Below are 26003 nucleotides of genomic sequence, written 5' to 3'. Positions count from 1 at the left end.
GCCTCACGCGGCGCGGATGCCGCTCTGCATGTCGCCGGCCTGGGACCCGACCACAGCGTCGTAGCCCAGGATCATGTCGACGTCCTTGCCGTTGCGGGCCAGGGGCAGGCGCAGCCACAGGATCGACATGTGCGGCGAGCCCTTCCAGGCCAGGCTGTGCACGCCGACGCCCGGACGGCGCTCGGTGACGACCTTGTCCAGCTCGCGGCGCCAGTATTCGACCGCGGCGGTGTTGTAGACGTCTTCCAGGGTGCGGCCGGTGATCTCGCGGCCATAGACCGAGTAGAGGCCGGTGCCGGCCAGGCGCAGGCGGTAGTCGATCGCGCCGTCCAGATCGCGCTTCACGTCGATCAGGCTCACGGTCGGCAGCATCCGCTTGATGCCCGAAGGGTGCAGGTCGACGCGCGACGGGAGGCTAGCCCCCCGGCGGAGGGACGCCCAGTAGGCGAACATCTCCTGGTGAGCGCGGGCCGCCGTGGCCGATGCGCTCAGCTGCGCGTTCATCTTCAGATTCCTTAACAAGCCGTTGGAATCACGACGATTCACTATGTCTTAAGCACCGAATCGCCGCCAGCGAAAATCGCGCTCTACGGCTAAGTTTGTTGAGGTGAGTCAATCCGCAAGCGAAACGTCCGGGGTAGAATCCGGATGCCAAAAGCAGCGCGCGGATGGCGCAAGCGATTGTTTGAATTAGGGTTAATGAACGCTCAGACTCAAGCCGACTCGACGCCTCCGGACACTGTGATCGACCGCTTTCGAGGCGCCCGCGCTGCCCGTTCGTCGAGCACAGGGCGCAACCTTGAGAATTCAAATCGGCCGCCGAAACCCCGACTGCATGCTATGATTGCGACGCAGCCGACAGGGAGCCCGCACCCATCATGCGAAAGCCCGCGCCGATCGTCCCCGTCCTGCTGGGCCTGGCCTTGCTGAGCCTGCCTCCGGCGGCCCTGGCGCAAGGCCCCTTCCGGAACGAGCAGGTCCGCTTCGCCAAGGGCGCGTCCTCGGCCACCGTGAACGGCGCGATCAAGGCCGACGGCGGCGTCAGCTACGTCCTCACCGTCCGGGCCGGCCAGACGCTGAAGGTGTCGCTGCGGACCCGCAACGCCTCGGCCCGGTTCAACGTGATCGCCCCCGGTCTGGACGAGCCCCTGTTCAACGGCTCGAGCGCACGCGACTATGCCGGCAAGACGCCCGTCGCCGGGGCCTACCGGATCATCGTCTACATGATGGAGGACGCCGCCATGCGGAACGAGACGGCCGACTACGTCCTGACCATCGGCGTCACCGGCTGAGCCCGCCCATGCGCGTGGCCGTCTTCTCGACCAAGGCCTATGACCGCCGCTTCCTGGACGCGGCCAATCGCGGCTTCGGCCACGACATCCGCTATTTCGAGGCCCGGCTCGACGCCAGCACGGCCGCCCTGGCCGAGGGCTTTCCCGCCGTCTGCGTGTTCGTGAACGATCGGGTGGACGCGGCGGTGCTGGAGACCTTGGCCAAGGGCGGCGCGCGCCTCGTGGCCCTGCGCTGCGCGGGCTACAACAATGTCGACCTGGAGGCCGCCGAGCGCCTGGGCGTCGCCGTCGTCCGCGTGCCGGCCTATTCGCCCGAGGCGGTGGCGGAGTTCACGATCGGCCTGATCCTGGCCCTGGACCGCAACATCCCGCGCGCCTGGATCCGGGTCCGCGACAACAACTTCGCCCTGGACGGCCTCATCGGCCGCAACCTCTCGGGCCGGACGGCGGGCGTGGTCGGCACGGGCCGCATCGGCGCCCTGGTCGCCAAGACCCTGCGGCTGGGTTTCGGCTGCGAGGTGCTGGCCAGCGACCTGGTCGAGGACCCCGAGCTGGTCGCGATCGGGGTGCGCTACGCGCCGGTCGACCAGGTGCTGCGCGAAGCCGACCTGATCACCCTGCACTGCCCGCTGACGCCCGACACCCGACACCTGATCGATCGCGACCGCCTGGCCGCCGCGCGGCCGGGCGTGATGATCGTCAACACCAGCCGCGGTGCGCTGATCGACACCGCGGCCCTGATCGGCGGTCTCAAGTCGGGCAAGGTCGGCAGCGTGGCGTTGGACGTCTACGAGCAGGAGGCGGACCTGTTCTTCGAGGACCTCTCGAACGAGATCGTCCAGGACGACGTCTTCCAGCGCCTGCTGACGTTCCCCAACGTGCTGATCACGGGGCACCAGGCCTTCCTGACCGAGGAGGCCCTGTCGGCGATCGCCGAGACCACCCTTGGCGGCCTGGCGGACGCCGAAGCCGGCCGGCCGCTGACCTGTCAGGTCACCGCCCGGTCGGTTCGTGGATAGTCGGTTCGCGGTAGGTTAGGCGCGCCCGCGACGCGCCGGTTTCCGGCCGCCCTGACCCAGGCCCATCTGCTTGGCCAGGTCCGAACGCGCCTGGGCGTAGTTCGGGGCGACCATCGGATAGTCCTTCGGCAGGTCCCAGCGGGCTCGATACTGTTCGGGGCTCAGGTCGTACTTGGTGCGCAGGTGGCGCTTGAGCGACTTGAACTTCCGACCGTCCTCCAGACAGATCAGATAGTCCGGGGTGATCGAACGCCGCACCGAAACGGCCGGCTCGCGCCCGACTTCGGCCGTCTCGGCCTTGCCCCCCACGTTCGACAGAGCCTGGTGCACGCTGCGGATCAGGCCCGGCACGTCGGCCGCCGCGATGGTGTTGCCGCCCACATAGGCGGCGACCACACCGGCCGTGACTTCAATGAGGTCGGCCTCTCTGTCCATGTTCTTGTCGCTCCCCCGACTCATACTGGTCCCCCAGGAACCAATGCAGTCTTGGATAGCAGATTATTACACCCGGGCAACATAGACGTGCGGGTATCTACCATTTATTGGCCGGCGTGCACTGGTCTGGCCAATCTTGCGTACAGCCTTCAGTTGTCAGAAATCTCTATTCCTGACGGACCATACTCGCTGAACAAGCTCAACGACTATGGTCGATTAGCGTGCGAAATCTCGGGAAAGGGCCAGCATGGCCGCGCGCTGGGGCACCGAATACTCGTCCACGGCAGCCTCGTCGCCCTCGCGGATGGCCTTCAGCAGGGCCGGGGTCATGGCCGACGACAGCGACCAGTTCCAGTAGCGCAGCATGGTCTGGGCGCGGTCCACGGCGATGGTGTCGAAGGCGGTCAGCACCCGCTCAAGGGCCGGCGCCACGGCGCCGGAAGCGTCGGTGTCGGGTCGGCGAAGCCCCCGCCACAAGGCCCGCACGGCGCTGCGCGGCAGGCCGGTGGCCTTGCACAGGATGGCCAGCGGCTCGCCGCCCGGGTCGGTGAAGATCTTGGCCCCGGTCATCGGCTTCAGGCCCGACAGGTACGAGATCTCCTCGGCCGTCTCGCGGGTCATGCCGGCCTGGGCCGCGGCGACCGCGTCCTCCAGGCTGTCGTAGGGGCTCTTGTCGATGGCGGCGCGGTTTCGCTGACGCCGTTCGATGAACTGAAGCGCCTTTCGCGACAGCGGGTCCTGCCAGCCCTCGGCCGAGGCCAGGGGGAAGACGTCGCCCACGGCGTCCTGCAGAATTTCGCGCGACACGGCGAAACGCTGCAAAATGGTGCGCCGCGCCTCGGCGTCCGACCACCAGAACATCACATAGGCGTGGCTGGGTCGCAGCTCGGCGCGCTTGAGCAGCAGCGGGATCAGCTGCGGATTGTCGCGCGTGGCCGCGACGATGTTCTCCAGCCCCTGGTGGCTGAAGCGCACGAGGTCGTTCTTCAGCAGGACCTCGGTGACCCCCGTCTCGTCCATGTCGACCAGGGCGTCGGCCACCACCTCGCTGACCCCGCGCCGCTGGGCGATCAGCCGGCGATGGTCCTGGGTGCTGTTGTAGAGGCAGCTGATCAGGTCGGCGTCGCTGAGCACGGGCGAGTGCTCCAGCAGGGCGCGGGCCACCGGCAGTTCGTCGCGCAGCAGCAGGCGGACCAGGACGCCGGGCATCTCGGTCAGGTTGGCCAGGCGCCGGGCCACCTTCTCGCGCTCGCCCACGACGGCGTCGCGCAGCATCTCGACCAGCAGGTCGGCGGTCATGGCGCGTTCGAAGGCGTTGATGCGGCTGGCGGGCAGACAGACCACATCGGCCAGCCGCTTGAGCAGGGCGGCGCGCGAGCGCGGCGTGGCGGCCTGCTCGGGCTCGGGACGGGCGAAGGGGGCGGCGTAATCGTTCATGGTCGTCCTGACGGCGGACCCGTCGTGCTCAAACCTAGACCTGGACGCCCTTAACGGCGGATGAGCGGCCTAGTCTTATCCCAACTCGACCGTTCGCCCAAAAGGCGAGCGCGCCGGAGCCGTCACCACCCGCCGGGACGCGAGCGCGGCTCGATCTTCAGCGCGTTGGCGCCCTGCACGTAGCGGTCGCGGAAAGCCTCGCGGCGCGGGGCGGCGGGAACCTCGCGGCGCGCCTCCTGGCGGGGACGATATTCGTGGATCTGGGCGCCGACCTGGAAGCCGTCCAGCAGGCGCTCCAGCTCCTCGACCTCGGCGGCCAGGGCGCCGGCGGCCGACGCCGACTGCTCGACCATGGCGCCGTTCTGGTGGATCACCTGGCCCATCTGGTTCACCGCGGCGTTGACCTCGGCCAGCCCCCCGGCCTGCGCCTTGGACGAGGCGGCGATCTCGCCGACCAGGTCGTTGATCTCGATCACCTGGCCCAGGATCTGGTCCAGGGTCTGGCCGGTCTCGCCCACCAGCTTGACGCCCTTGTCGACCTGTTCGCTGGAGGCGCGGATCAGGCCCTTGATCTCCTTGGCCGCGTCGGCCGAGCGCTGGGCCAGGGCCCGCACTTCCTGCGCCACCACCGCGAAGCCGCGACCGGCGTCGCCGGCCCGGGCCGCCTCGACGCCGGCGTTCAGGGCCAGAAGGTTGGTCTGGAAGGCGATCTCGTCAATGACGCCGATGATCTGGGTGATCGACTGCGAGGACTTCTCGATGCCGCCCATGGCCTCGACGGCCTCGCGCACCACCTGGCCGCTCTTCTCGGCGTTGGACTTGGCGCTCTGGGTCACGCCGCGCGCCTTCTCGGCGTTGTCCGAGCTCTTGGTGACGGTGGCGGTGATCTGGTCGAGGGCGGCGGCGGTGCGTTCCAGGCCAGCGGCTTGGCGCTCCGTCCGTTGCGCCAGGTCCTCGGCGGCGGCGGCGATGTCGCCGCAGCCGGCGCGCAGGCCGCGCGCCGTGTTCAGGATGCCGGCCAGGGTCTGCTGCAGGTTGTCGACGGCGGCGTTGAAGTCGCTGGGGATCTGGCGCGCTTCGGCCGGGAAGGCGTCTTCGCGCACGCGCGCGATCAGATCGCCCTGGGCCAGCTTCTCGACGCCCTGCCCCATGGCGTTCAGCGCGGTCAGCTGGGTGCGGGCGTAGGTCTCCAGGTCCTGGGTCCGCTTTTGCTGTTCGGCGTCGGCGGCGGCGCGCTGGGCGTCCTCGGCGGCGCGGGCGGCCTGCTCGCCGGCCAGCCTGCGCTGGACGCCGTCCAGGCCCTTGGCCAGGCCGCGGACCTGTTCGTCGTCGGAGTCGGGCGAAGCGAGCGGGCGGTCATACTGGCCCGCGCCCAGGGCGTCGACCGAGCGGCCCAGCCCCTGCAGGGCGCGGTTCGTGGCCTCGTTCCAGGCGAGCAGTCCGATGATCAGGGTCGCCACTAGGGTGGCCATGCCGGCCATGCTGAACGGCGAGACCAGGCCCGGCCCGCCGAACGCCGCCCAGCCCAGCTGGCCCAGGCCCGCGATCAGGCCGAGGACGACGATCAGCCTCCAGCCCAGAGGCAGCCGATTGAACCCGCTCATGCTCTCGAATCTCCACGGCCCAGCAGGCCTGGACCGAGAAATGGCGACTGAGTCCTAACGGCTCATTAACCATACCGGGCCCGCGACATTTTGGCGGGGATTGACGGCCGCTTCGATTGAATATAACCATCTGGTTATGGAACTGATGAGTTATGGAAGCCCGGCGACCCTGGACGCCACCTTCGCCGCCCTGGCTGATCCGACCCGGCGCGCCATCCTGGCGCGGCTGGCCGACGGCGAGGCCTCGGTGGGCGAACTGGCCGCGCCGTTCTCGATGAGCCAGCCGGCGATCTCCAAGCATCTGAAGGTGCTGGAGAAGGCCGGGCTGGTCTCGCGGGGCCGCGACGCCCAGCGCCGTCCGGTGCGGGTCGAGGAGAAGCCCCTGGCCGAGGCCACCGCCTGGCTGGAGACCTATCGCAAGACGCTGGAGGCCAACTTCCAGCGCCTGGACGCCCTGCTCGACGAACTGAAGACCACCCAGGGGCGCTGAAGCGCCCTTCCCCCTTCCAGAAGGAGACGACCCATGCCCAGCAAGCTGACCGTCGACACGCCCGACGACCTGAAGATCGTGATCACCCGCGCCTTCGACGCATCCCGCGACCTGGTGTTCGACTGCCTGACCAAGCCCGACCTGGTGAAGCGCTGGATGACCGGCCCGCCCGGCTGGACCATGCCGGTCTGCGAGATCGACCTGCGCGTGGGCGGCAAGTACCGCTACGTCTGGCGCAACACCGAGGGCCACGACATGGGCATGGGCGGCGTCTATCGCGAGATCGCCGCGCCCGAACGCCTCGTCAGCAACGAGCTGTTCGACGAGGACTGGACCGGCGGCGAGACCGTCGCCACCCAGACCCTGGCCGAGCGCGACGGCCGCACCACCCTGACCACCACCGTGGTCTACAGCTCGACCGCCGCCCGCGACGCCGCCCTGAAGACCGGCATGACCGACGGCATGGAGATGAGCTACGCCAAGCTCGACTCCCTGCTCGAAACCGTCTGACGGCGACGCCCAGGGACAGGGGACAGGCCATGGATCAGCGCCTCGCCGACGCCATGGCCGCCCTCCGGTCGGCGGCCACCGCCCACGACCTGGCCAATCTGGAGCGCTTCGGCATCGTCGCGCCCACCGCCCTGGGCGTGTCGATGGCCAATCTCCAGAAGATCGCCAAGCGCCTGGGCCGCGACCATGACCTGGCCGCCGCGCTGTGGGCGACCGACGTCTACGAGGCGCGGATGCTGGCTTGCCTGGTCGACGACGTCGCGCTGGTAACGCCGGAGCAGATGGACGCCTGGCGGGGCGAGTTCGACAACTGGGCGATCGTCGACACCGCCTGCTTCAAGCTGTTCGACCGCTCGCCCCACGCCTGGGCCAAGATCGCGGCCTGGGCCCCGTTGAACGACGAATTCGGCCGACGGGCCGCCTTCGCCCTGTTGGCCTGCCTGGCCCTGCACGCCAAGGGGGGCGGCGACCAGCCGTTCCTGGACGGCCTGGCGCTGATCGAACGGGCGGCGGGAGACGACCGGAACTTCGTCAAGAAGGCGGTGAACTGGGCGGTGCGGGCGATCGGGCTGCGCCAGAGCCCCGTCCTCAAGGCCGCCGCGCTCGAGACCGCCCGCCGCCTGGCCGCCTCGCCCGAGGCCTCGGCGCGGTGGATCGGCAAGGACGCCGTGCGGGCGCTGGAGAAGGCGGCGGCGCGGTCCTGATCCGGCCGTTCGCAGCCGCCCCACGGCGCTTCGAAGAAAATCCGCCCCGGCGATGTCGCGCCGGGCCCTACCCAAACGTCTTTCCTTCAACAGCTCCCAAGGAGACCGTCGATGAGTGAGCTTGCCCTGCGTACCTCGCCCCTGAGCCTCGGCCGTAGCATCTTGGCCGTGATCGCCGGCTTCCTGGCCGTGGTCGTGCTGTCCACCGCCACCGACGCGGTGCTGCATGCCGCCAAGGTCTATCCGCCGCCGGAACAGGGGATGCACGACCCGCTGCTGAACCTGCTGGCCCTGACCTATCGCAGCGTCTTCACCCTGGCGGGCGGCTGGATCACGGCCAGGCTGGCCCCGAACACCCCGCTGCGCCACGCCTTCATCCTGGGCGTGCTGGGCCTGATCGCGGGCACGGCGGGGGTGGTCGCCACCTGGAACCTGGGCCTGGGACCGCACTGGTATCCGATCCTGCTGGCCGTCACCGGCCTGCCGCTGTGCTGGGTCGGCGGCTGGCTGGCCGTGCGGGGGCGAGCGCGATGAGGCTGTCGCGGGGCGGATGGGGCGTGGTGGCGGACGCCCTGCCGCCGACACCGACGGTCGCCGTCGCGGACGCCTCGGGGAGACTGGATCCGCCGGAGCCGACGCATCGCCGCCACTCCTGGCTTCCAGGCGTCGGCTTCGCCGCGGTCGGGATGACGACGAACGGCGCCTCCGCCTCGCGCGGCCCTAACGGCTAGTCCCCACCTTCGTCGCCTTCTGCAGCAGCAACCGCTCCCAGTCGCCGCCCTCGGTCGCCCAGACGTCGTCGTCCAGCTTGTGAAAGACATAGACGCCGCGCCGCGTGGCGTCGGCCATGACGATGTCGCCGTTCTGGCCCAGCCGCCAGGCGTAGAGGTCCTCCCAGCGGGGAACCGCGTTCTTGCAGGCCTTGGGCGCCACCAGCTGGAAGCCGCCGATCACCCCGGCCGCGTTGAACCTGACGGTGCAGACGTCGGCCCCCTCCCCGTCCTTGCCGACGCTCCAGGCGCCCACATAGGCCTTGGGACCGGTGGGCAGGGCCTCATCGGCCGGCTTGGGCGGGGGCTTGGCGGGTTTGGACGGGGCCGCGTAGGCTGAAGATGCGGAACACACAGCGGCCAGCAGCGCGAGCAGCACGATCAAACGCATCTGGGTCTCTCCGTTTTCCGGATCGGACCACGGCGCGCGATACACGTCCAGCGCGAGAGTTACCAAGAACTCCCCTCTCTCTTTGAGAGAGGGAGGGGCCCGCCGCGAAGCGGTGGGAGGGTGAGTGGTTACAAACTCTCAGAATGAAGCTTCGACGAGGACGATATGTGTCGGCCACCGGATCGACCCTGCATCGCCCAGGCTAGCTTTCGAGGACCCAAAGGCTCGAGACTTGCCTGCAAAGGGCGAAACCACTCACCCTCCCACCGCCTGACGGCGGCGGGTCCCTCCCTTTCTCAAAGAGAGAGGGTGTAAGGAACCCTCACCCCCGCTCGACCAGCACCCCAGGCCGGTTCGCGTCCAGGCCGAACGTCACCGGCAGGTGGCGGACATGCGGGGTCTGCAGGTTCAGGGCCTTGGCCCCGCGCGCCACGGCCAGCTTGCCCAGCGCCGTGGGCCCGAAGCCGTCCTGGATGCGCGGCCTCATCCCCGCGCGGCGGCGCAGCACGCCGTTGGCGTAGATGACATTGGCCCGCATCAGGGCCGGCGGGGTCATGAATTCGATCGAGATCGAGACGTTCAGCATCGGGCCGTTCTCGATCCGGTGCGGGGCGTTCTGCTTCCAGGTGACCATGGTCCCCGGGGTCAGGTCATAGGCCTGGGCGCCCGCGTCCCACGAGGGGTCGAAGGCGAACTGTTCCGCCGTCTCCTTGAGGACGATCTTCTCCAGCGCCAGCTCGCCCACATAGGGATCGGCGACCGGATAGACCCAGACCTTCTTCCGCCCCCGGATTTGCCACAGCGACACCAGCGGCACGTCCAGGTGATAGAAGACCTGGGCGTCCGCGCTGCTGATCAGCATGCCGAGGTCGCGCTTGAAGGTCTTCAGGCCCGGCGCGCGGGCTTCCTTCTCGGCGAAGATCTCGTCGCACAGGGCGGCGTATTCGGGGACGTAATCGTTGGTCTTGCGCAGGTTCAGCCAGATGCGGCCGGCCTTGGCGGCCTCCAGCAGCTGGTCGCCGGTCAGGGTCCCCGCCGCGCCCTTGCGCCAGGTGGTCCAGGCCTTGGGGTCCTCGCCCATGGTGAAGACGCCCAGGTGCTCGCGCGGATACTGGTCCAGCAGGCGCGCCAGGCCCTCGTCGTCGAACATCGGGCGTTCGTGCAGACCGTGCTGGAACACCAGGTTCTCGCGGCCGAACGCCTTGGCCTTGTCGTCGGTCCAGTCGCTGATGATGCTCACGACGCGGTCCTTCCGTAGAAGTGGATCTTGAACGGGCCCCACCACAGGGTCTTGCCCAGGCCGCGGGCGGCGCGGTCCAGCCACTCGGCGCGGTCGCCCGCCCGGGTCAGCCACTTGAAGCCGGCCACCAGGCCGAACAGCGCGCTCTGCACGACGCCGACGGCCATCCAGCGGGCCACGCCCACGCGGTCGGGCGGCACGGCGGCGGCGCAGTGCGAGGTCGGGCCTTGGCCGTAGGCGAAGGCGCGGCGGATCGTGTAGTCCAGGCTGAGGCGGTCGGGCACGGGGTCTTCCCAGACCCAGGCCGCCGGCTCCCAGGCGAAGCGCGCCCCGTCGGCCTTCATGTGGCCGAACAGCATGTCGTCCTCGCCGCCGATGTGGTTGCGCTCGACGGCGAAGGGCGCGACCGGGTCAGGCAAGGCCGCGCGGCGCAGCAGGCTGTCGCCGCAGCCGTAATAGTGGTCGATGATCCCGGCCTCGGCGGGTCCCTCGCGCGAGAAAAAGCGCTCCAGATAGTCGCGATGGGCCGTGACGCTGGCCGGGGCGCGGGCCCGGACCGGACCGAACACGACGTCGGCCTGGTGGCGCGCCTGAGCCGCCAGCAGGGCCGCCAGCCAGCCGGCCGGCGCCTCTTCGTCGTCGTCCAGGAAGGCGATCAGGTCGCCGCTCGCCTTGGCCATGCCGGCGTTGCGGGCGTGGGCCACGCCGGGGCGCGGCTCGTGCACGTAGTGGACGGGAAACGGCGCCCGGGCGGCCAGCGCGGCGACGGTTTCCTGGGCCGACGGCGCCTGGTCGTTGTCGACGACCACCAGCTCCAGCTCGGCGAAATCGACACCGGTCTGGGCGCACACCGAACGGACCGCGACGGCCAGGCCGTCGAGCCGTCGTTGGGTGGGGATCATGACCGTGACGCGCATGCGGACTCCAGGCTTTGGCGAAGCCTAGCCGTTTCGCCTTTGCGCTTGGTTAGCGAAGGCGTCGACCAGGCCGCGCACCCGGCCGCCCAGGGTCAGCTCGACGCTGGCGATGGCCTCCATCCGCCGGCTCAGCCGTCCGACCGGCCCGGCGCCGTGCGAACCGGCCAGGGCCAGCACCCCGTCCAGCGAGCTGGCCATGCGGCCGGCCATGGTCGCGGCCGTGGCCGTGCCGTCGCCGATCCGGACCTGGCTCAGGGCGTAGGCGCCCTTGTAGTGGTCGTGACCGGGGCCCAGATCGTAGTGGCGCAGACCCAGCTCCGGCATGGCGGCGATGGCGCGCATGAAGAAGATCTGGCCCGGCGACCACTCGCCATAGGCCGGATTGGTCGAGGCGATCCACGGGTGGTAGACGCCGTCCAGCCGCACGCCGAAATGCCCGGCCACCAGTTGGCCGCCGGCGTAGAGGTTGATCATCAGCCCCTGGAACGGGCCGGTCTGCTTCAGGAACAGGTCGGTCAGCAGGCCGCGCACCCAGTCGGGACGCAGGAAGTCGTGGACGCCGGTGCGCTCCAGCTGTTCGCGCTTCCAGGCGATCAGCTGGTCGAAGGCCTCGCGTGAGCGGTCCGGGGCCACCAGTTCGATGGTCCCCATCTCGCGTTCCAGCTTGTTGTCCAGACGGCGCCAGTTCTTGATCTTCTTGGGGCTGGCCGCGCGGACGGCCTCCAGATAGGCGGCCGCGTCGCCGCCCGCGGCGCCCAGGTCGATGACGTGGGCGGTCTTCTGCTCGGACCGGCCGAACACCCCGTGCGGGTCCACCAGGCCGGTGTAGCGATAGGCGGTCAGGTCGGCGGCGCGCAGCACCTCGGCGGCGTCCAGGCCGGCGTCGGCGCGCGAGACCAGGCCGTGATAGTCCGACAGCGGCGAGCCGATGGCCCGGGCCATGGCGCCGGGACGGCGATGATGCGGCAGGAAGCCCACGGTCTCGCCGTCGCGACGGATCACCGCCACCCGGGCGTCGTCGCGCACGGCGCCGACGGCCCGCGCGAAGTCGGGACCCAGCAGCGGACCTGCGAAGGCCGGCTCGGCAGCCGCCATCGCGCGCCAGGTCGCCAGATCGGCCTGGCTCAACGCCCGCGGGTGAAGGGTCTCAACGTCCAGCATCGCCGTGTCCTAATCCGGTCCCGGTTAGGGAATCCTGTCGATCAGGACTGCAACACGGGCGCCACATTCGTCGGGCGGCCGACAGATCGCGCGCAGATTGCGATCAGGCGAAGGTCGCCTGCAGAATCCGCTCGATTCCGGCCTGATCGACGGTGTCGAAGGCCGCCGGCTTGTCGGAATCGACGTCGAACACCGCCAGCAGGGTCCCCGCCGTGTCGAACACCGGGACGACGATCTCGCTTTGGGACCGGCTGTCGCAGGCGATGTGTCCCGGAAAGGCGTGGACGTCCTCGACCAGCTGGGTCTGGCCCGTGGCCGCCGCCGCGCCGCAGACGCCGCGCCCGAAGGCGATGCGCAGGCAGCCCAGGGTGCCCTGGTAGGGCCCGACCACCAGTTCGCGCGCCTTCAGCGGATCGACCACATAGAAGCCGGTCCAGAAATAGTGGTCGAAGCTGGACGCCAGCATCGAGGCCACGGTCGCCATGCGCGCGGTCAGGTTGGTCTCGCCCTCCAGCACCGAGGCGATCTCGTCGGCCACCTCGGCGTAGCGGGCGGCCTTGTCCCCGGTCAGGGTCTTGTCGTTGAAAGCTTCAGCCATGGGCGGGGATATAGCGCTTTCCCCGCCGGATGCGAGAGGGCCGCTACCTGAACGGATGCTCGCCCCACTCAGGCCAGATGTCCGGCAGGTCCGACGACACCTTGTCCGGATAGACCGGCGGACGCTTCTCCAGGAACGAGCTGACCCCCTCCTTGGCGTCGCCGGCCGCGCCGCGCGACTGGATGGCGCGGCTGTCGGCCTTGTGGGCCTCCATCGGATGGTCGGCGCCGGCCATGCGCCACAGCAGCTGGCGGGTCAGGGCCACCGAGACCGGGGCGGTGTTGTCGGCGATCTCGCGGGCCAGGGCCCGGGCGGCCGGCAGCAAGTCCTCGGGCGCGTGCAGCGAACGGACCAAGCCCCGGTCGAGAGCCTCCTGCGCGCCGAACACTCGGCCGGTGAAGCACCATTCCAGCGCCGTCTGCAGGCCCACGAGGCGCGGCAGGAACCAGGACGAGGCGGCCTCGGGCGTGATGCCCCGGCGGGCGAACACGAAGCCGAACTTGGCGTCGGTCGAGGCCAGGCGGATGTCCATCGGCAGCTGCATGGTCACCCCCACCCCGACGGCCGGGCCGTTCACGGCGGCGATGATCGGCTTGAGGCTCTCGTACATCCGCAGGGTCACCCGGCCGCCGCCGTCGCGATAGACGTCGCCGACCTTGCCCTCCTCGCGCTCCAGCGCCTGGGGCGCGGTGCGGTCGAAGGTCGAGCCGCCGCCCGACAGGTCGGCCCCGGCGCAGAAGGCCCGGCCCGCCCCGGTGACGACCACCGCCCGCACCGCGTCGTCGGCGTCGGTGATGTCGAACACCTCGATCATCTCCTTCATCATCCGGGCGGTGAAGGCGTTCAGCTTGTCCGGGCGGTTCAGGGTGATGGTCGCGATCCCGTCCTCGACGGCGTAGAGCAGGGTCTCGAAGGTCGGCGCGGCCATGATGTTCTTCCTCCAGTTCAGCCGCACTCAAACACGCGTATGAACCGCTCGCAACCGCTTGCGCGCCCTTCCCCAACGACACCCTTGGCGTTCCTGGAAGACCCGCGCATTGTTCGGGTGAACACCGATCACGCGGACCACACGCGGGCGGTGAAGGGAGGATCCGATGACGTCGATCATCGAGGCCGACTATATCATCGTGGGCGCCGGTTCGGCCGGATGCGTGCTGGCGGCGCGGCTGTCGGAGGACGGCAGGCGCAAGGTGCTGCTGCTGGAGGCCGGCGGCGACGACCGGCCGACCAAGAACCCGTCCCAGTTCATGTCGAACCTGATGATCCACATCCCGGTCGGCTACGCCCAGACCCTGAAGGATCCCAAGGTCAACTGGCTGTACGCCACCGAGCCGGACCCCGGCACCGGCGGGCGCTCGCACGTCTGGCCGCGCGGCAAGGTGCTGGGCGGCTCGTCCTCGATCAACGGCCTGCTCTATATCCGCGGCCAGCAGGCCGACTATGACGGCTGGCGGCAGCTGGGCTGCGAGGGCTGGGCCTGGGACGACGTCTATCCCTATTTCCGCAAGGCCCAGCACCAGGAGCGCGGCGGCTGCGGCGACTGGCACGCCACGGGCGGCCCGCTGAACGTCTCGGACGTCACCGAGACCAACCCGATTTCCGACGCCGTGGTCGAGGCCTGCGTCGAGGCCGGCATCCCGCGCAACGCCGACGTCAACGGCGCCCAGCAGGAGGGCGTGGCCTACTACCAGCTGACGGTGAAGAACGGCCAGCGCTGCTCGGCGGCGGTGGCCTATCTGCACCCGGCCATGGGGCGGCCGAACCTCCAGGTCGAAACCAACGCCCTGGGCCGCAAGGTGCTGTTCGAGGGCAAGCGCGCCGTGGGCGTGGAGTTCATCCAGAACGGCATGGTCCGCACCGCCAAGGCGCGGGCCGAGGTGATCCTGGCCGGCGGGGCGATCAACTCGCCGCAGCTGCTGCAGCTGTCGGGCGTGGGCCCGGGCCAGCTGCTGGCCGAGCATGGCATCCCCGTCGTGCACGACCTGCCCGGCGTCGGCGAGAACCTGCAGGACCACTACGTCACCGGCGCCCGCTTTCGCCTGAAGGCCGGGACGGTGTCGGTCAACGAGCAGAGCAAGGGCGGCCGCCTTGCGGCCGAAGCCCTGAAGTACCTGTTCCAGCGCAAGGGCCTGCTGACCCTGTCGGCGGCCCACATCGCCGCCTTCTGCAAGTCGCGCCCGGACCTGGCCAGCCCCGACATCCAGTTCCACATCCTGCCGGCCACCATGGACCTGGAGAAGCTGTTCAACGAGCAGAAGATGGAGCTGGAGGGCGCGCCGGGCCTGACCATCGCCCCATGCCAGCTGCGACCCGAGAGCCGGGGCCATATCCGCATCAAGTCGGCCGATCCGTCGACCTATCCGGCGATCTTCGCCAACTACCTGTCCGATCCGCTGGACCAGGAGGTCACGGTCGCCGGCCTGAAGTGGGCGCGCAGGATCGCCGCCCAGCCGGCCATCGCCCCGCTGATCGACCACGAGATGAACCCCGGCGCCGAGGCGGCCGACGACGCGGCCCTGCTGGACTACGCCCGCGCCACCGGCTCGACGATCTACCACCCCGTCGGCACCTGCCAGATGGGCGCGGGACCGATGGCCGTGGTCGACAGCCAGCTGCGGGTGCGGGGCCTCACCGGCCTGCGCGTGGTCGACGCCTCGGTCATGCCCCGCCTGGTCTCGGGCAACACCAACGCCCCCACCATCATGATCGCCGAAAAGGCCTCGGACATGATCCGCCAAGCCGCCAAGACGGAGATGGCCGCCTGATGCTGCTAGGCGCGCGCGTCGATCAGATCGGTGTGGGAGAAGTCGTCGCCGACGAACAGCAGCGGCGCACCCCGCGTCTTCGCCAAGGCGTAGGCGAAGGTGTCGCCGAAGTTCAGCTGCGCCGGGTGGCCCGTCCCCTTGCCGTAGGCGATGCGGGCGCGGATCGCTTCGCGGCCCTGGGCCTCGTCTACGGGAACCAGCGAGACATCGAGCATTCCGAGAAGGTCGTCGAGTTCCTCCGGCGGGATGTCTCGCGCCCAAAGCACCGTCGCGGCCTCGACATAGCTGGCCATCGACATTTCCCGTGCGGTCGCCGCGCCGATCCTGTCGACCAACGTCGGCGCGGTCGGTTCGTCGGCGATGATAGCGATGATCGCCGAGGTATCGATCACCATCAGCGCTTGGCCCTCGCCGCTCTTTCCTTCGCCGCCAGCTCTAAATCCAAGTCGTCGCCGCCGGCGTCGAGCCATTCCTCCGGCGTGACCGGACGGAAATCGACGCCCTTCCGCATCTTGGCCGTGAACGCCCTAATCCGCTCGACGAACGCCTCGGGCGTCTCGGCGCGCGCGGCCCTTTCGCGTTCCAAGCGCTCCTCCAGCGCTACGGTCACGGCCTCCGTCATAGTCTCGCCGGTTAGCTTGGCCAGGTCGCGCGCTAGCCTGTCGGCTTTGTCCGTCTTGATGCTGAGCGCCATGCCCGGCTCCGTTTCTAGAAAGCCATTCTAGACCCGTTTTCCCATTCCGTCATCGAGGGCCCGAATGCATCCGTTCCATCACGCCCAATCCCAGCCGGACAAGCCCGCCTACATCATGGCCGGATCCGGCGAGACGGTGACGTACAGGCAGCTGGACGAGCGCTCGAACCAGGGGGCGCAGCTGTTCCGGTCGATGGGGCTGGCGACCGGCGACGTGATCGCCATCCTGATGGACAACCATCCGCGGTTCTTCGAGATCGCCTGGGCCGCCCAGCGCGCTGGGCTCTACTTCACCTGCATCTCGACCAAGCTGACGGCGGCCGAGGCCGAGTACATCGTCAAGGATTGCGAGGCCAAGGTCCTGCTGGTCAGCCCGGGCCTGGACGCCGTGGCCGAGGCCCTGGCCCCGCTGGTCCCGGGCGTGCGCCTGTTCCGCGTCGGCGGCGGCAAGGCCCCCTACGAGGACTTCGAAGCGGCCCGCGCGGTCATGCCGGCGACGCCGATCGCCGACGAGACCTCGGGCAGCGACATGCTTTATTCCTCGGGCACCACCGGACGGCCCAAGGGGGTGAAGCCCGCCCTGACCGGCGGCCCGATCGACGCGCCGCACGCCCTGCAGATGATGGCCATGGGCCTGTTCGGCTTCTCGGGCGACAGCGTCTACCTCTCGCCCGCCCCGCTCTACCACGCCGCCCCGCTGCGCTGGTGCATGACCGTGCACAAGCTGGGCGGCACGGTGATCGTGATGGAGAAGTTCGATCCCGAGGCCGCCCTGGCGCTGATCGAGAAGCACAAGGTCACCTGCGGCCAGTTCGTGCCCACCCACTTCGTGCGGATGTTGAAGCTGCCGCCGGAGGTCCGCGCCAGGTACGACGTCTCGTCGATCGCCTCGGCCGTGCACGCCGCCGCCCCCTGCCCCGTGCCGGTCAAGGAGCAGATGATCGGCTGGTGGGGGCCGGTGATCTTCGAATACTACGCCGGCACCGAGGGCAACGGCTTCTGCTGGATCAATTCCGACAACTGGCTGGCCCACAAGGGCAGCGTCGGCCAGGCGGTGCTGGGCGAGCTGCGCATCTGCGACGAAGCCGGCGAGCAGGTGCCGCCGCGGACCGAAGGGGCGGTCTATTTCGCCAACGGCCCGGCGGTGAACTACCACAACGCCCCGGACAAGACCGCCGAGAGCTACAACCAGCACGGCTGGACCACCCTGGGCGACGTGGGCTGGGTCGACGAGGAGGGCTATCTCTACCTGACCGACCGCAAGAGCTTCATGATCATCTCGGGCGGGGTGAACATCTATCCGCAGGAGATCGAGAACCTGCTGATCACCCACCCCAAGGTCGCCGACGCCGCCGTGGTGGGCGCGCCGCACGAGGAGATGGGCGAGCAGGTGGTGGCGGTGATCCAGCCCCTGGACGCGGGCGTCGATCAGGCCGCCCTGGCCGAGGAGCTGATGGCCTTCGCCCGCGCCAACCTCAGCCACGTCAAGTCGCCCAAGCGCATCGACTTCATGGCCGAGCTGCCCAGGCACCCGACCGGCAAGCTCTACAAGCGCCTGATCCGCGACGCCTACTGGGGCAAGGGCGAGAGCCGGATCGTCTAGGGCGGATCACTTGCCGAAGTACAGCTTGAAGCGCTGGATTTCGGTCTGGTCGGCCGGCAGGCCCAGGGCCTTGGCCACGGTTTCCGGATCGGGGTCGTAGTGCTTGCGCGTGGTCCAGACCTCGGGCCCGACGAAATGGTCCTTGCGCCAACGCCAGGTCGTCACGGTGTAGCGGTGCGGGTCGTAGTGCGCGCCGTCCCAGTGCGCCTCCCAGAGCATGAGGCCCTCGCCGCGCCCCTCGCCGAGGTCGCCGAGGTGGAAACCGTCCATGTTGCCGTATCGGAGGCGCTGCGGGGCGAGATGGAAGACGCCGTCCTCGTCATAGCCGAGAAGGACCTGCTCGAGACCGAAGCCCGATCCGCCCGGGATCAAGGTGGTGATCTCCAGGATCGGCCGCCCACCGAGCTTGGCCGACGCAAAATGGGTCTCCAGGCCGTCGTCGAACCGCTGGGCGTAGACGACGGCGCAGTCGGCTCCGTAGATCACCACGCGGGACGCGCCATAGCCCCAGGGGCTCTCCGCGTCGCGACGCGAGACCGCGTAGGCCTGTAGCGCCGGCGCCTTGCCCCGATCCAACACCTGCTGATCGACCATCGTCTCGGCCGGATCGGGCCGCAGGCACTCGGCGGGCGCGGCGGCGGTCGGGGACGTGGCGAGAGCGGCGGCGAGGGCGAAGGCGAGCATCGGGGGTCCAGGCATGCGGGTTGTCCGCATCACGGGGCGCGAACGCCGAGTCGGCAACGGAAATCGCGTAGGCTGTCGACCTGTTCGTCGATTCGATCCGCTCCCACCGCGGCGGGACCATGCTCCAACCACTCCGCCTCCTGCTGCCGGCCCTGATCCCGTCCTGGAACTTCTTCGACGTGATCGCGCCGTCGCCGCGCGTCGAGTACGCCCTGACATCGGCCAAGGACGAGGCGCCCGCCGACTGGCGCGAATTCCGGCCGCGCCCCGAGCGCGTGTCGGTCCCGACGATGCTAACCCGCCTCATCTGGAACCCGCGCTGGAACCAGACCCTGTTCGTGGTCAGCTGCGCCGAGCGGCTGGTCGACGATCCCACCGACCATAGCCAGGACGAGATCTTCCGGCGCATCGCCGCCGATCTGTCTCCCGACGCGGACGCCGCCCCCTGGCTGTCGTTCCGGCTGGTGTTCCTCAGCCGCGCGGGCGAGGCGATCGAAAGCGAGGTGCTGTACCAGTCCGCGCCGCGACGGCTCCAGGACATCCGATGACCCTGGAGACCGCCGCCCGCCTGACTGAGATCCTGCTGGCCCTGGCCTTGATCCAGCAGGGCCTGGAACACCTGCGCGGCTTCCGCGACGAGCGCCTGCTGTTCGGGGCGCGGACCGTCCTGTGCGTCCTGCTGGTCCTCGGCGTCGCCTCGCCCTGGCCGATGGTCGGGCTGGCGGGCCTGTCGCTGCTGATCCTCCACCGGTTCCAGGGGCCCTACAACGGCGGCAGCGACCGCATGGGCCTGCTGGCGCTGTGGTGCCTGACCCTGTCGCGCCTCGCGCCCGTCCCGCAGTGGAAGGAGCTGGCCTTCGGCTATCTCGGCGTCCAGCTGGTGCTGTCCTACGTCGTCTCCGGCGGGGTGAAGATCGTGAACCCCGACTGGCGCAGCGGCCGGGCCCTGCGCGACGTGTTCCAGTTCTCGGCCTATCCGGTCAGCGAGGCCCTGCGCGGCTGGGCCGACCGCCCGCGCGTGCTGCGCGTCATGTCCTGGGCGGTGATCCTGTTCGAGCTGGTCTTCCCGCTGACCCTGCTGTCGCGCCCGACGCTGATCGCCGGCCTGGCGGTCGCGGCGGCCTTCCACCTGGCCAACGCCTGCCTGTTCGGCCTGAACCGCTTCTTCTGGACCTGGCTGGCGGTCTATCCCGCGATCCTGTGGCTTCAGGCGCGGCTGTTCTGAGGCCGGAGACGCGCCGGACGTAGCGGACGGCTTGCCCGACGCGCGCTCCCGTGCGACCAACCAAACAACTGTTTACAAGAACGCTCGGGAGCAAAACGCCATGAAGCAAGTCGCCTATGCCGACCTCGCCAGCCTGGTCGGCCAGGAGATCGGGGTCTCCGACTGGGTCGAGATCAGCCAGGAGCGGGTCAACCAGTTCGCCGAGGCCACCGGCGACCACCAGTGGATCCACGTCGACGTCGAGCGCGCGAACAAGGAGATCGGCGGGCCGATCGCCCACGGCTACCTGACGCTGTCGCTGATCCCGATGCTGGGCGCCGACATCCTGCGGGTGACCGGCGTGACGCGCGGCATCAACTACGGCTGCGACAAGGTGCGGTTCACCGGCATGGTGCGCGTCGGCAAGAAGGTGCGCATGCGCCAGAAGCTGATGGCGGTCGAGCCCAAGGCCGGCGGCCTGCAGCTGAAGAACGAATGCACCATCGAGATCGAGGGCGAGGAGCGTCCCGCCTGCGTGGCCGAGACGATCTCGATCCTCTACGGGGCCTGACACGGCCGTTCGGCCGAAAACGAGGCTTCTTCGTCATTTCCCCTGGCGGCCGTTCGCGATAGCGGGCGGAACCACCGCCAGGGGATTTGCATGCTCGAGCTTCGACCCAACTGCGAACTGTGCGACCGCGACCTGCCGCCCGACGCGCCGGACGCGCGGATCTGCAGCTACGAATGCACCTATTGCGCCGACTGCGCGGACCAGGTCGTGCGCAATGTCTGCCCCACCTGCGGCGGCGACCTGACGGCGCGGCCGATCCGGCCCCGGCGGGCCTATCGCGATCCGCATATTTCACTCGGTCTGGGCTTCCACCCGGCCGGCCAGTCGCGCAAACACAGCCGCTGGAGCCGCGACGAGGTCGCCGCCATGACCGCGCGGCTCCACGACGTCCCGCCCCAGGATCGCTAGCAGAAGGAGCACAGCCCATGGCCAAGCAGCACGACTACACCTGCCTGATCGAGTGGACCGGCGACCGGGGCGACGGCACGCGCACCTATCGCGGCTATGACCGCACCTGGAACATCGCCACGCCCGGCAAGCCGCTGGTCCCCTGCAGCAACGACCCTCTGCTGGGCGGCGACCCGACGCTGCACAATCCCGAGGACCTGCTGCTGTCGTCGCTGAGCGCCTGCCACATGCTGTGGTACCTGCACCTGGCCTCGAACGCCGGGATCGTGGTGAAGGGCTACAAGGACCAGCCGATCGGCGTGGGCGAGAGCACGCCCGACGGCGCGGGGCGGTTCCTGCGGGCGACGCTGAAGCCGCACATCCTGGTCGAACGCGGCGCCGACCTGGCCAAGGCCGACGCGGTGCACCACGAGATCCACAAGGTCTGCTTCATCGCCCGTTCGGTGAACTTCCCGGTCGACTACGCGGCGACCTACGAAGAGGTCGACTGACCGGAGGGCCGCCTGCTAGCAGACCTCATGATCTGGAGACTCGTGCTGACGACGCTGGGCGTTCTGTTCTGGCTGCTCCCGCTGATCGGTGGCGCCGGTCGCGCGCGAACCTATGGACTTGATGGCGACCGACTGGCCCTGGTGATCATCCCCGCGGCGATGATGATCCTGACCGTCGGCCTGGGCGCCGCACCCCGCCGCCTCGTCCCGCCCGCGATGGCCCTGGGTTCAGTCCTGGCCGTGTGCGCCGCCGTGGGGTGGATGGCGCTCTGGGGCGCCAGCGTCTGATCGCTCGGTCCAGTGCGGACAAGGCCTGAAACGAAGAAGGCCGCGGGATCGCTCCCGCGGCCTCTTCAGTTGGGTCGATGGGACCAAGCCTAGTGCTTGATCGCGTCGCCGATCTTGTCCTGGGCCTGGCCGACCTTGTTCTGGACGTCGCCCTTGGCCTTCTGGGCCGCGCCTTTGGCTTCGAGACGTTCGTTGTCGGTCAGCTTGCCGGCGGCTTCCTTGACCGCGCCCACGCCCTTGTCGACGGCGCCTTCAACTCGATTGGTGCTCATGACTTCGCTCCTGCTGGATTTGAACTCCCGCTAGAAACGGGAGGCCGGGCGCGAAGGTTCCTGTGTCGACTAGTCTACCGAGCGCCTAGCGGGACACGGCCATTTCGGTGGCCGACACCGCCGCGGCGGCCTGGGTCGCCGCCTGGGTGGACACCCCGGTCGGCGTGGCGGGCTTGGCCTGGATCAGGGGCGCGCCGGCCGTCTTGTCCAGCATGGCCACCGTCTCGCGGATGTACTTGGCGTGGGTGACGATGCCGATCTCCAGGCGCTCGCCCGACAGCTCGACCTGCTGGGTCAGCATGCCGGCGATGAACTGCACCTCCTGGCTTTCGGTCGAGCCCGGCCGGCGGCGCGCGCCCTCGGCCATGAACACCGGTCCGCCCGAATTGCCGGGGAACACCGAGAAGTCCATCAGGAAGGTCGGGAAAACGCTGGCCGGGGCCAGGGGGTACGACGCCACGCGGCCCGACCGCAGGATCGGGAAGCCGGCCGGATTCGCGGAGAGCCCGCGCGGGAAGCCCAGGGCCATCATCTCGTCGCCCGGACCCAGGCTGTACTTGTTGAAGGTGTCGTCTTGCGCCAGCCACGCCAGGGGGATCGCCGCCTTGGCGAATTCCGGCGGGGCCTCGACCTCGATCGCCGCCACGTCGCGCGTGGGGTGCTTGGTCCACAGCGGGTGGTCGCCGTCGCGGATCTTCAGGGTGTGAGGGTCGTAGCGCCAGACGCCGTCGGCGCCTTGGATGCGATAGCCGATCTTGGCCGAGACGCCGGGCATCTTGTCGAACACGTGGCCGGCGGTGACCAGGATGGTGCGGGGGCGGCCGTCGGGGGTCGGGTCCTCGATCAGGAAGCCCGTGCCGACCGTACGCGATCCGTCTCCGAGCGGCTGTTCAAGCTGCACGGTCGCCTGGATCAAATCGACCGACAGGTCCCAAGCCATCTAAGCCCTCACGCCCCCGGATTCACTCTACACGCGGGTCAGTTTGACCAGCGCCCTCTAGGCGCACAAGTTGGCGTTCTGACGCATCTCGGGGGAAAATCTGACCATGAACCGGCGCAAAATGATGACGAGCGCGGCGGCGGTCATTACGTCGGTGTCGGCAATCCGCCCCGAGAACGCCCTATCCGAGAGCATGATGCCTGAGTCGCCCCAGCCCGTCCCACCTGTCGCCCAGAAGATTCCCAAGCGCACGGAGCAGCTTGGCCGCGTCCGGGTCGACGACTACGCCTGGATGAAGGACGACAACTGGCAGAAGGTCCTGCGCGACCCGACCCTGATCAAGGCCGAGGTCAAGGACCACCTGACCGCCGAGAACGCCTATGTGAAGGCCATGCTGGCCTCGACCGAGGCGCTGCAGGCGACGATGTTCGAGGAGATGAAGGGCCGCATCAAGGAGGACGACGCCAGCGTCCCCGCCCCCGACGGTCCCTGGGAGTACTATTCCCGCTTCAACATCGGCGGCCAGCACCCGATCTTCGCCCGTCGGCCGAAGGGCCAAGGGGGCGAGAAGACCGAGGGCGAGGAGATCCTGCTGGACTGCGACGCCCTGGCCAAGGGCAAGGCCTACAGCCAGGTCAGCGCCGCCGACCACAGCCCCGACCACAAGCTGTTCGCCTATGCCGAGGACGCCCAGGGCTCGGAGGTGCACCACATCTATGTGAAGGACCTGGCCACGGGCGAGGTCCTGAAGGAGCCCGTCGAGAGCAGCACCGGCGACTTCGCCTGGTCGCCCGACTCGAAGTGGCTGTTCTGGACCCACCGCGACGACAATGGCCGCTCCGACAAGATCTACCGCCGCCCCGCCCGCGGCGGGCTGAAGGACGACGTGCTGGTCTATGACGAGCCCGACGACGGCTTCTTCGTCAGCGTGGGCACGACCAGCTCGGACGCCTTCATCACCATCAGCGCCGGCGACCACGAGACGTCCGAGACCCTGCTGATCCCGGCCGCCGACCCGACCGCCGAACCCAAGGTGTTCGAACCCCGCACCGTGGGCCTGCGCTATTCGGTCGAGCACTGGGACGGCCGCTTCGTCATCCTGACCAACGCCGACGAGGCCATCGACTTCAAGCTGGTCGAGGCACCGCTCGCCACGCCCGGCCGCGCCCACTGGAAGGACTTCGTCCCCCACAAGCCCGGCCACTTCATCACGGGCCTGGCCGCCTACAAGGACCACCTGGTCCGCGTGGAGCGGGTCAACGCCAACACCCGCATCGTCATCACCGACCGCGCGACCAAGGCCGAGAAGCCGATCGTCATCGACGAGGAGGCCTATGTCCTCAGCCTGGAGGGCGGCTACGAGTTCGACACGCCGGTGATGCGCTATGTCTACCAGTCGCCGACCACGCCCCGGCAGTGGTTCGACTACGACATGGCGACGGGCGCCAAGACCCTGCGCAAGACCCAGGAGATCCCGTCCGGCCACGACCCGGCCCAGTACGTGACCAGGCGGCTCTACGCCAAGGCCCCGGACGGCGCCGAGGTGCCGATCACCGTGCTGATGAAGAAGGACGTCAAGCTGGACGGCGCCGCGCCCCTGCTGCTTTACGGCTACGGCAGCTACGGCATGTCGATGGATCCGTCGTTCTCGATCCGCAACCTCAGCCTGGTGGACCGCGGCTGGATCTGGGCCACGGCCCACATCCGCGGCGGCTCGGAAAAGGGCTACGGCTGGTTCCTGGACGGCCGCAAGTTCAAGAAGAAGAACACCTTCACCGACTTCATCGCCTGCGCCGAGCATCTGCACGGCGCCGGCTACGGAGCCAAGGGCCGCACGGTGGCCTATGGCGGCTCGGCCGGCGGCATGCTGATGGGGGCGATCACCAACCTGCGGCCCGACCTGTGGAGCGGGATCATCGGGGCGGTGCCGTTCGTCGATGTGCTCAACACCATGAGCGACACCAGCCTGCCCCTGACCCCGCCGGAATGGCCCGAATGGGGCAATCCGCTGGAGGACCAGGAGGCCTACGACTACATCGCCAGCTACTCGCCCTATGACAATGTGACCGCCAAGGCCTATCCGGCCGTGCTGGCCACCGGCGGCCTGTCGGATCCGCGGGTCACCTACTGGGAGCCCGAGAAGTGGACGGCCAAGTTGCGCGAACATACGACCAGCGGCGCCCCGATCCTGCTCAAGATCAACATGGAGGCCGGCCACGGCGGGGCTTCCGGACGGTTCGACTTCCTCAAGGAGATCGCCCTGGACTATGCGTTCGCCGTCTGGGCGGTCGAGAAGGGTTGGACCAAGGCGTGAGCGTGAACATTCGTCCCTCGACGGACGCCGACCTGGCGGCCATCACCGCCATCTACGGCTGGAACGTGCTGAACGGCCTGGGCACCTTCGAGGAGGTCCCGCCGGACCAGGCCGAGATGGGCCGCCGCCGCGCGGCGTTCCTGGCCAAGGGCCTGCCCTATCTGGTCGCCGAACAGGACGGCGTGGTGCTGGGTTACGCCTATGCAGGCCCGTTCCGCCTGAGGGCCGCCTACCGCTACACGGTCGAGGACAGCGTCTATGTCGGCCCCGACGCCGTGGGCAAGGGCGTGGGCAAGGCCCTGCTGACGGCCCTGATCGCGGCCTGCGAGGCCCTGGGCCTGCGCCAGATGTGCGCGGTGATCGGCGACAGCGGCAACGCCGCCTCGATCGGCCTGCACGCCGCCCTGGGCTTCGAGCAGAAGGGCGTCTTCCCCGACATGGGCTACAAGTTCGGCCGCTGGGTGGACCTGGTCTGGATGCAGCGCCCCCTGAACGGCGGCGGCTCGCGCGAGCCCGACGCGCCGGGCATGGCGCTGAGCGGGGTTTAGACTAGCGAACCCCTCTCTCTTTGAGAGAGGGAGGGGCCCGCCGCGAAGCGGTGGGAGGGTGAGTGGTTTCACCGTCAGCCGGCAAATCCAGGGCTGTTGAGCATCTCAAATGAGGGGCAGGCGTTCACCGTCGATGCGGCGGTCAAAACACACCGTCCTCGTCAGCACTTGGTTCTGGGAAATTGTAACCACTCACCCTCCCACCGCCTTTGGCGGCGGGCCCCTCCCTCTCTCAAAGAGAGAGGGGTTTGGTGGGCCGGGCCTGGACGCCCCACCCCGAACTCCCTACCCTGACGCCATGCGCGGCCTTCGCACCCTCCTGCTGATCCTCGTCGCGGCGGTCTTCGTCGTCGGCGGGCCGCTGCGCGCCCTGCCGTGCCACGCGGAGCCGACCGCGCCGCCGCCCTGCCATGAGATGGCGGACATGGCCGGCATGGCCCACGACAAGGCTCCGGCCCACAAGCCGCGGCCCGACGCCATGCCGCTGAGCTGTTGCGCCGGCTGCCTGCCCGCCTCGGTCCGCGACGCCGCGCCGGTGCTCGCGCCCGGCGCCGTCGTCCGCGTCGCCTTCACGCCGCTCCGCCAGGCCTTCGACGGCCTGAGCCCCGCGCCCGACCACGGGCCTCCAAGACCCCTCGCCTGAAGCCTTCCGC

General features: G+C 69.2%; 31 protein-coding genes and 1 pseudogene. 17 read left to right on the top strand and 15 right to left on the bottom strand.

The window, feature by feature from the left end; all coding sequences use genetic code 11:
• Window positions 1-3: 3 nt before the first annotated feature.
• The gene (mopJ, locus tag AC1U89_RS03585; RefSeq protein WP_479898359.1) at window positions 4-510 is read right to left on the bottom strand and encodes a motility/cell cycle regulatory protein MopJ; all 507 of its coding nucleotides are present in this window, start codon (window positions 508-510) and stop codon (window positions 4-6) included.
• A 368-nt stretch (window positions 511-878) separates the two neighbouring features.
• Here mopJ and AC1U89_RS03580 point away from each other — a divergent pair, with 368 nt between their 5' ends.
• Both AC1U89_RS03580 and AC1U89_RS03575 read left to right on the top strand, forming a co-directional pair.
• Window positions 879-1292 (top strand): hypothetical protein, encoded by a 414-nt coding sequence (locus tag AC1U89_RS03580; protein ID WP_479898312.1) that lies wholly within the window; start codon window positions 879-881, stop codon window positions 1290-1292.
• A gap of 8 nt (window positions 1293-1300) precedes the next feature.
• Window positions 1301-2311, top strand: coding sequence for a 2-hydroxyacid dehydrogenase (locus AC1U89_RS03575; RefSeq protein ID WP_479898311.1), 1011 nt, complete (start codon window positions 1301-1303; stop codon window positions 2309-2311).
• Between the two features lie 15 nt (window positions 2312-2326).
• Here AC1U89_RS03575 and AC1U89_RS03570 read toward each other — a convergent pair whose 3' ends face one another.
• The 3 genes from AC1U89_RS03570 to AC1U89_RS03560 all read right to left on the bottom strand — a co-directional run bounded on the left by AC1U89_RS03570 (window position 2327) and on the right by AC1U89_RS03560 (window position 5787).
• Entirely contained in the window at window positions 2327-2746 is a 420-nt protein-coding gene (locus tag AC1U89_RS03570) for a Ros/MucR family transcriptional regulator (RefSeq protein WP_479898310.1), read from the bottom strand.
• A gap of 216 nt (window positions 2747-2962) precedes the next feature.
• A complete protein-coding gene (locus tag AC1U89_RS03565; protein WP_479898309.1) occupies window positions 2963-4183 on the bottom strand; it encodes a DUF2336 domain-containing protein in 1221 nt (406 codons plus the stop codon).
• 122 nt (window positions 4184-4305) lie between these two features.
• The gene (locus AC1U89_RS03560) at window positions 4306-5787 is read right to left on the bottom strand and encodes a methyl-accepting chemotaxis protein (RefSeq protein ID WP_479898308.1); all 1482 of its coding nucleotides are present in this window, start codon (window positions 5785-5787) and stop codon (window positions 4306-4308) included.
• Between the two features lie 145 nt (window positions 5788-5932).
• Between AC1U89_RS03560 and AC1U89_RS03555 the strand changes: the two genes are divergently transcribed.
• The 4 genes from AC1U89_RS03555 to AC1U89_RS03540 all read left to right on the top strand — a co-directional run bounded on the left by AC1U89_RS03555 (window position 5933) and on the right by AC1U89_RS03540 (window position 8025).
• On the top strand, window positions 5933-6277 hold the full coding sequence (locus AC1U89_RS03555; RefSeq protein ID WP_479898307.1) for an ArsR/SmtB family transcription factor: 345 nt from the start codon (window positions 5933-5935) through the stop codon (window positions 6275-6277).
• A 33-nt stretch (window positions 6278-6310) separates the two neighbouring features.
• Entirely contained in the window at window positions 6311-6787 is a 477-nt protein-coding gene (locus AC1U89_RS03550) for an SRPBCC family protein (protein WP_479898306.1), read from the top strand.
• Between the two features lie 29 nt (window positions 6788-6816).
• Window positions 6817-7491, top strand: coding sequence for a DNA alkylation repair protein (locus AC1U89_RS03545; RefSeq protein WP_479898305.1), 675 nt, complete (start codon window positions 6817-6819; stop codon window positions 7489-7491).
• Window positions 7492-7602: 111 nt separating this feature from the next.
• Window positions 7603-8025, top strand: coding sequence for a hypothetical protein (locus tag AC1U89_RS03540; protein ID WP_479898303.1), 423 nt, complete (start codon window positions 7603-7605; stop codon window positions 8023-8025).
• A gap of 186 nt (window positions 8026-8211) precedes the next feature.
• Here the strand turns inward: AC1U89_RS03540 and AC1U89_RS03535 are convergent, their stop codons facing one another.
• From AC1U89_RS03535 to AC1U89_RS03510, 6 genes are all read right to left on the bottom strand, one after another.
• On the bottom strand, window positions 8212-8652 hold the full coding sequence (locus AC1U89_RS03535; protein WP_479898302.1) for an AprI/Inh family metalloprotease inhibitor: 441 nt from the start codon (window positions 8650-8652) through the stop codon (window positions 8212-8214).
• Window positions 8653-8974: 322 nt separating this feature from the next.
• Window positions 8975-10006, bottom strand: a complete 1032-nt coding sequence (locus tag AC1U89_RS03530) for a hypothetical protein (RefSeq protein ID WP_479898301.1) — start codon at window positions 10004-10006, stop codon at window positions 8975-8977.
• Window positions 9889-10809 (bottom strand): glycosyltransferase family 2 protein, encoded by a 921-nt coding sequence (locus AC1U89_RS03525; protein WP_479898300.1) that lies wholly within the window; start codon window positions 10807-10809, stop codon window positions 9889-9891. Before AC1U89_RS03525 ends, AC1U89_RS03530 begins: the two co-directional genes overlap by 118 nt.
• A gap of 24 nt (window positions 10810-10833) precedes the next feature.
• Window positions 10834-11970 (bottom strand): GNAT family N-acetyltransferase, encoded by a 1137-nt coding sequence (locus tag AC1U89_RS03520; protein WP_479898299.1) that lies wholly within the window; start codon window positions 11968-11970, stop codon window positions 10834-10836.
• Window positions 11971-12073: 103 nt separating this feature from the next.
• The gene (locus AC1U89_RS03515) at window positions 12074-12568 is read right to left on the bottom strand and encodes a GAF domain-containing protein (RefSeq protein ID WP_479898298.1); all 495 of its coding nucleotides are present in this window, start codon (window positions 12566-12568) and stop codon (window positions 12074-12076) included.
• 43 nt (window positions 12569-12611) lie between these two features.
• Window positions 12612-13496 (bottom strand): crotonase/enoyl-CoA hydratase family protein, encoded by an 885-nt coding sequence (locus AC1U89_RS03510; RefSeq protein WP_479898297.1) that lies wholly within the window; start codon window positions 13494-13496, stop codon window positions 12612-12614.
• Between the two features lie 166 nt (window positions 13497-13662).
• On the opposite strand from AC1U89_RS03510, the gene AC1U89_RS03505 reads away from it, so the two are divergent.
• A complete protein-coding gene (locus tag AC1U89_RS03505) occupies window positions 13663-15333 on the top strand; it encodes a GMC family oxidoreductase (protein WP_479898296.1) in 1671 nt (556 codons plus the stop codon).
• A 5-nt stretch (window positions 15334-15338) separates the two neighbouring features.
• On the opposite strand, the gene AC1U89_RS03500 is transcribed toward AC1U89_RS03505, so the two are convergent.
• Window positions 15339-15728, bottom strand: a complete 390-nt coding sequence (locus AC1U89_RS03500; RefSeq protein ID WP_479898295.1) for a type II toxin-antitoxin system VapC family toxin — start codon at window positions 15726-15728, stop codon at window positions 15339-15341.
• The gene (locus tag AC1U89_RS03495; RefSeq protein ID WP_479898294.1) at window positions 15728-16027 is read right to left on the bottom strand and encodes a type II toxin-antitoxin system VapB family antitoxin; all 300 of its coding nucleotides are present in this window, start codon (window positions 16025-16027) and stop codon (window positions 15728-15730) included. Before AC1U89_RS03495 ends, AC1U89_RS03500 begins: the two co-directional genes overlap by 1 nt.
• Before the next feature lie 64 nt (window positions 16028-16091).
• Here AC1U89_RS03495 and AC1U89_RS03490 point away from each other — a divergent pair, with 64 nt between their 5' ends.
• Window positions 16092-17630 carry an acyl-CoA synthetase gene (locus tag AC1U89_RS03490; RefSeq protein ID WP_479898293.1) on the top strand — a complete coding sequence of 513 codons (1539 nt, stop codon included), beginning with the start codon at window positions 16092-16094 and terminating at the stop codon, window positions 17628-17630.
• Window positions 17631-17636: 6 nt separating this feature from the next.
• Here the strand turns inward: AC1U89_RS03490 and AC1U89_RS03485 are convergent, their stop codons facing one another.
• Window positions 17637-18329: a hypothetical protein gene (locus tag AC1U89_RS03485; protein WP_479898292.1), complete on the bottom strand. Its 693-nt coding sequence runs from the start codon at window positions 18327-18329 to the stop codon at window positions 17637-17639.
• A gap of 104 nt (window positions 18330-18433) precedes the next feature.
• Here AC1U89_RS03485 and AC1U89_RS03480 point away from each other — a divergent pair, with 104 nt between their 5' ends.
• The 6 genes from AC1U89_RS03480 to AC1U89_RS03455 all read left to right on the top strand — a co-directional run bounded on the left by AC1U89_RS03480 (window position 18434) and on the right by AC1U89_RS03455 (window position 21276).
• Complete coding sequence (locus AC1U89_RS03480) at window positions 18434-18862, top strand: hypothetical protein (RefSeq protein ID WP_479898291.1); 429 nt, start codon at window positions 18434-18436, stop codon at window positions 18860-18862.
• Window positions 18859-19539: an HTTM domain-containing protein gene (locus tag AC1U89_RS03475; protein ID WP_479898290.1), complete on the top strand. Its 681-nt coding sequence runs from the start codon at window positions 18859-18861 to the stop codon at window positions 19537-19539. Before AC1U89_RS03480 ends, AC1U89_RS03475 begins: the two co-directional genes overlap by 4 nt.
• 100 nt (window positions 19540-19639) lie before the next feature.
• Window positions 19640-20089, top strand: coding sequence for a MaoC family dehydratase (locus AC1U89_RS03470; protein ID WP_479898289.1), 450 nt, complete (start codon window positions 19640-19642; stop codon window positions 20087-20089).
• A 90-nt stretch (window positions 20090-20179) separates the two neighbouring features.
• Entirely contained in the window at window positions 20180-20497 is a 318-nt protein-coding gene (locus AC1U89_RS03465; RefSeq protein ID WP_479898288.1) for a DUF1272 domain-containing protein, read from the top strand.
• 17 nt (window positions 20498-20514) lie between these two features.
• Complete coding sequence (locus AC1U89_RS03460; protein ID WP_479898287.1) at window positions 20515-20988, top strand: OsmC family protein; 474 nt, start codon at window positions 20515-20517, stop codon at window positions 20986-20988.
• A 27-nt stretch (window positions 20989-21015) separates the two neighbouring features.
• Window positions 21016-21276: a hypothetical protein gene (locus AC1U89_RS03455; RefSeq protein ID WP_479898286.1), complete on the top strand. Its 261-nt coding sequence runs from the start codon at window positions 21016-21018 to the stop codon at window positions 21274-21276.
• A 90-nt stretch (window positions 21277-21366) separates the two neighbouring features.
• Here AC1U89_RS03455 and AC1U89_RS03450 read toward each other — a convergent pair.
• Both AC1U89_RS03450 and AC1U89_RS03445 read right to left on the bottom strand, forming a co-directional pair.
• Window positions 21367-21548: pseudogene (locus AC1U89_RS03450) on the bottom strand (CsbD family protein); the annotation flags it as partial.
• Window positions 21549-21633: 85 nt separating this feature from the next.
• Entirely contained in the window at window positions 21634-22488 is an 855-nt protein-coding gene (locus tag AC1U89_RS03445) for a trypsin-like serine peptidase (protein WP_479898285.1), read from the bottom strand.
• 106 nt (window positions 22489-22594) lie between these two features.
• Between AC1U89_RS03445 and AC1U89_RS03440 the strand changes: the two genes are divergently transcribed.
• The 3 genes from AC1U89_RS03440 (at window position 22595) to AC1U89_RS03430 (ending at window position 25993) form a co-directional block, all read left to right on the top strand.
• On the top strand, window positions 22595-24802 hold the full coding sequence (locus AC1U89_RS03440) for a S9 family peptidase (RefSeq protein WP_479898284.1): 2208 nt from the start codon (window positions 22595-22597) through the stop codon (window positions 24800-24802).
• The gene (locus AC1U89_RS03435; RefSeq protein WP_479898282.1) at window positions 24799-25350 is read left to right on the top strand and encodes an N-acetyltransferase family protein; all 552 of its coding nucleotides are present in this window, start codon (window positions 24799-24801) and stop codon (window positions 25348-25350) included. Before AC1U89_RS03440 ends, AC1U89_RS03435 begins: the two co-directional genes overlap by 4 nt.
• 298 nt (window positions 25351-25648) lie before the next feature.
• Complete coding sequence (locus tag AC1U89_RS03430; protein ID WP_479898281.1) at window positions 25649-25993, top strand: hypothetical protein; 345 nt, start codon at window positions 25649-25651, stop codon at window positions 25991-25993.
• The last annotated feature ends 10 nt before the right edge of the window (window positions 25994-26003 follow it).

The sequence above is a fragment of the Caulobacter sp. 05T431 genome, assembly GCF_056665975.1.
Note: the sequence above shows the minus strand (reverse complement) of the source record. Positions and strands in the feature narration are given on the sequence as shown.

What these genes read in the sequence shown, in the direction of transcription:
- AC1U89_RS03560 (WP_479898308.1), bottom strand. Translation starts at nt 5,787, where the DNA reads ATGAGCGGGTTCAATCGGCTGCCTCTGGGCTGGAGGCTGATCGTCGTC.
- AC1U89_RS03535 (WP_479898302.1), bottom strand. Translation starts at nt 8,652, where the DNA reads ATGCGTTTGATCGTGCTGCTCGCGCTGCTGGCCGCTGTGTGTTCCGCA.
- AC1U89_RS03555 (WP_479898307.1), top strand. Translation starts at nt 5,933, where the DNA reads ATGAGTTATGGAAGCCCGGCGACCCTGGACGCCACCTTCGCCGCCCTG.
- AC1U89_RS03570 (WP_479898310.1), bottom strand. Translation starts at nt 2,746, where the DNA reads ATGGACAGAGAGGCCGACCTCATTGAAGTCACGGCCGGTGTGGTCGCC.
- AC1U89_RS03510 (WP_479898297.1), bottom strand. Translation starts at nt 13,496, where the DNA reads ATGGCCGCGCCGACCTTCGAGACCCTGCTCTACGCCGTCGAGGACGGG.
- AC1U89_RS03455 (WP_479898286.1), top strand. Translation starts at nt 21,016, where the DNA reads ATGATCTGGAGACTCGTGCTGACGACGCTGGGCGTTCTGTTCTGGCTG.
- AC1U89_RS03490 (WP_479898293.1), top strand. Translation starts at nt 16,092, where the DNA reads ATGCATCCGTTCCATCACGCCCAATCCCAGCCGGACAAGCCCGCCTAC.
- AC1U89_RS03440 (WP_479898284.1), top strand. Translation starts at nt 22,595, where the DNA reads ATGAACCGGCGCAAAATGATGACGAGCGCGGCGGCGGTCATTACGTCG.
- AC1U89_RS03520 (WP_479898299.1), bottom strand. Translation starts at nt 11,970, where the DNA reads ATGCTGGACGTTGAGACCCTTCACCCGCGGGCGTTGAGCCAGGCCGAT.
- AC1U89_RS03480 (WP_479898291.1), top strand. Translation starts at nt 18,434, where the DNA reads ATGCTCCAACCACTCCGCCTCCTGCTGCCGGCCCTGATCCCGTCCTGG.
- AC1U89_RS03445 (WP_479898285.1), bottom strand. Translation starts at nt 22,488, where the DNA reads ATGGCTTGGGACCTGTCGGTCGATTTGATCCAGGCGACCGTGCAGCTT.
- AC1U89_RS03470 (WP_479898289.1), top strand. Translation starts at nt 19,640, where the DNA reads ATGAAGCAAGTCGCCTATGCCGACCTCGCCAGCCTGGTCGGCCAGGAG.
- AC1U89_RS03505 (WP_479898296.1), top strand. Translation starts at nt 13,663, where the DNA reads ATGACGTCGATCATCGAGGCCGACTATATCATCGTGGGCGCCGGTTCG.
- AC1U89_RS03460 (WP_479898287.1), top strand. Translation starts at nt 20,515, where the DNA reads ATGGCCAAGCAGCACGACTACACCTGCCTGATCGAGTGGACCGGCGAC.
- AC1U89_RS03515 (WP_479898298.1), bottom strand. Translation starts at nt 12,568, where the DNA reads ATGGCTGAAGCTTTCAACGACAAGACCCTGACCGGGGACAAGGCCGCC.
- AC1U89_RS03465 (WP_479898288.1), top strand. Translation starts at nt 20,180, where the DNA reads ATGCTCGAGCTTCGACCCAACTGCGAACTGTGCGACCGCGACCTGCCG.
- AC1U89_RS03565 (WP_479898309.1), bottom strand. Translation starts at nt 4,183, where the DNA reads ATGAACGATTACGCCGCCCCCTTCGCCCGTCCCGAGCCCGAGCAGGCC.
- AC1U89_RS03540 (WP_479898303.1), top strand. Translation starts at nt 7,603, where the DNA reads ATGAGTGAGCTTGCCCTGCGTACCTCGCCCCTGAGCCTCGGCCGTAGC.
- AC1U89_RS03430 (WP_479898281.1), top strand. Translation starts at nt 25,649, where the DNA reads ATGCGCGGCCTTCGCACCCTCCTGCTGATCCTCGTCGCGGCGGTCTTC.
- AC1U89_RS03545 (WP_479898305.1), top strand. Translation starts at nt 6,817, where the DNA reads ATGGATCAGCGCCTCGCCGACGCCATGGCCGCCCTCCGGTCGGCGGCC.
- AC1U89_RS03550 (WP_479898306.1), top strand. Translation starts at nt 6,311, where the DNA reads ATGCCCAGCAAGCTGACCGTCGACACGCCCGACGACCTGAAGATCGTG.
- AC1U89_RS03580 (WP_479898312.1), top strand. Translation starts at nt 879, where the DNA reads ATGCGAAAGCCCGCGCCGATCGTCCCCGTCCTGCTGGGCCTGGCCTTG.
- AC1U89_RS03495 (WP_479898294.1), bottom strand. Translation starts at nt 16,027, where the DNA reads ATGGCGCTCAGCATCAAGACGGACAAAGCCGACAGGCTAGCGCGCGAC.
- AC1U89_RS03575 (WP_479898311.1), top strand. Translation starts at nt 1,301, where the DNA reads ATGCGCGTGGCCGTCTTCTCGACCAAGGCCTATGACCGCCGCTTCCTG.
- AC1U89_RS03485 (WP_479898292.1), bottom strand. Translation starts at nt 18,329, where the DNA reads ATGCCTGGACCCCCGATGCTCGCCTTCGCCCTCGCCGCCGCTCTCGCC.
- AC1U89_RS03475 (WP_479898290.1), top strand. Translation starts at nt 18,859, where the DNA reads ATGACCCTGGAGACCGCCGCCCGCCTGACTGAGATCCTGCTGGCCCTG.
- AC1U89_RS03500 (WP_479898295.1), bottom strand. Translation starts at nt 15,728, where the DNA reads ATGGTGATCGATACCTCGGCGATCATCGCTATCATCGCCGACGAACCG.
- AC1U89_RS03525 (WP_479898300.1), bottom strand. Translation starts at nt 10,809, where the DNA reads ATGCGCGTCACGGTCATGATCCCCACCCAACGACGGCTCGACGGCCTG.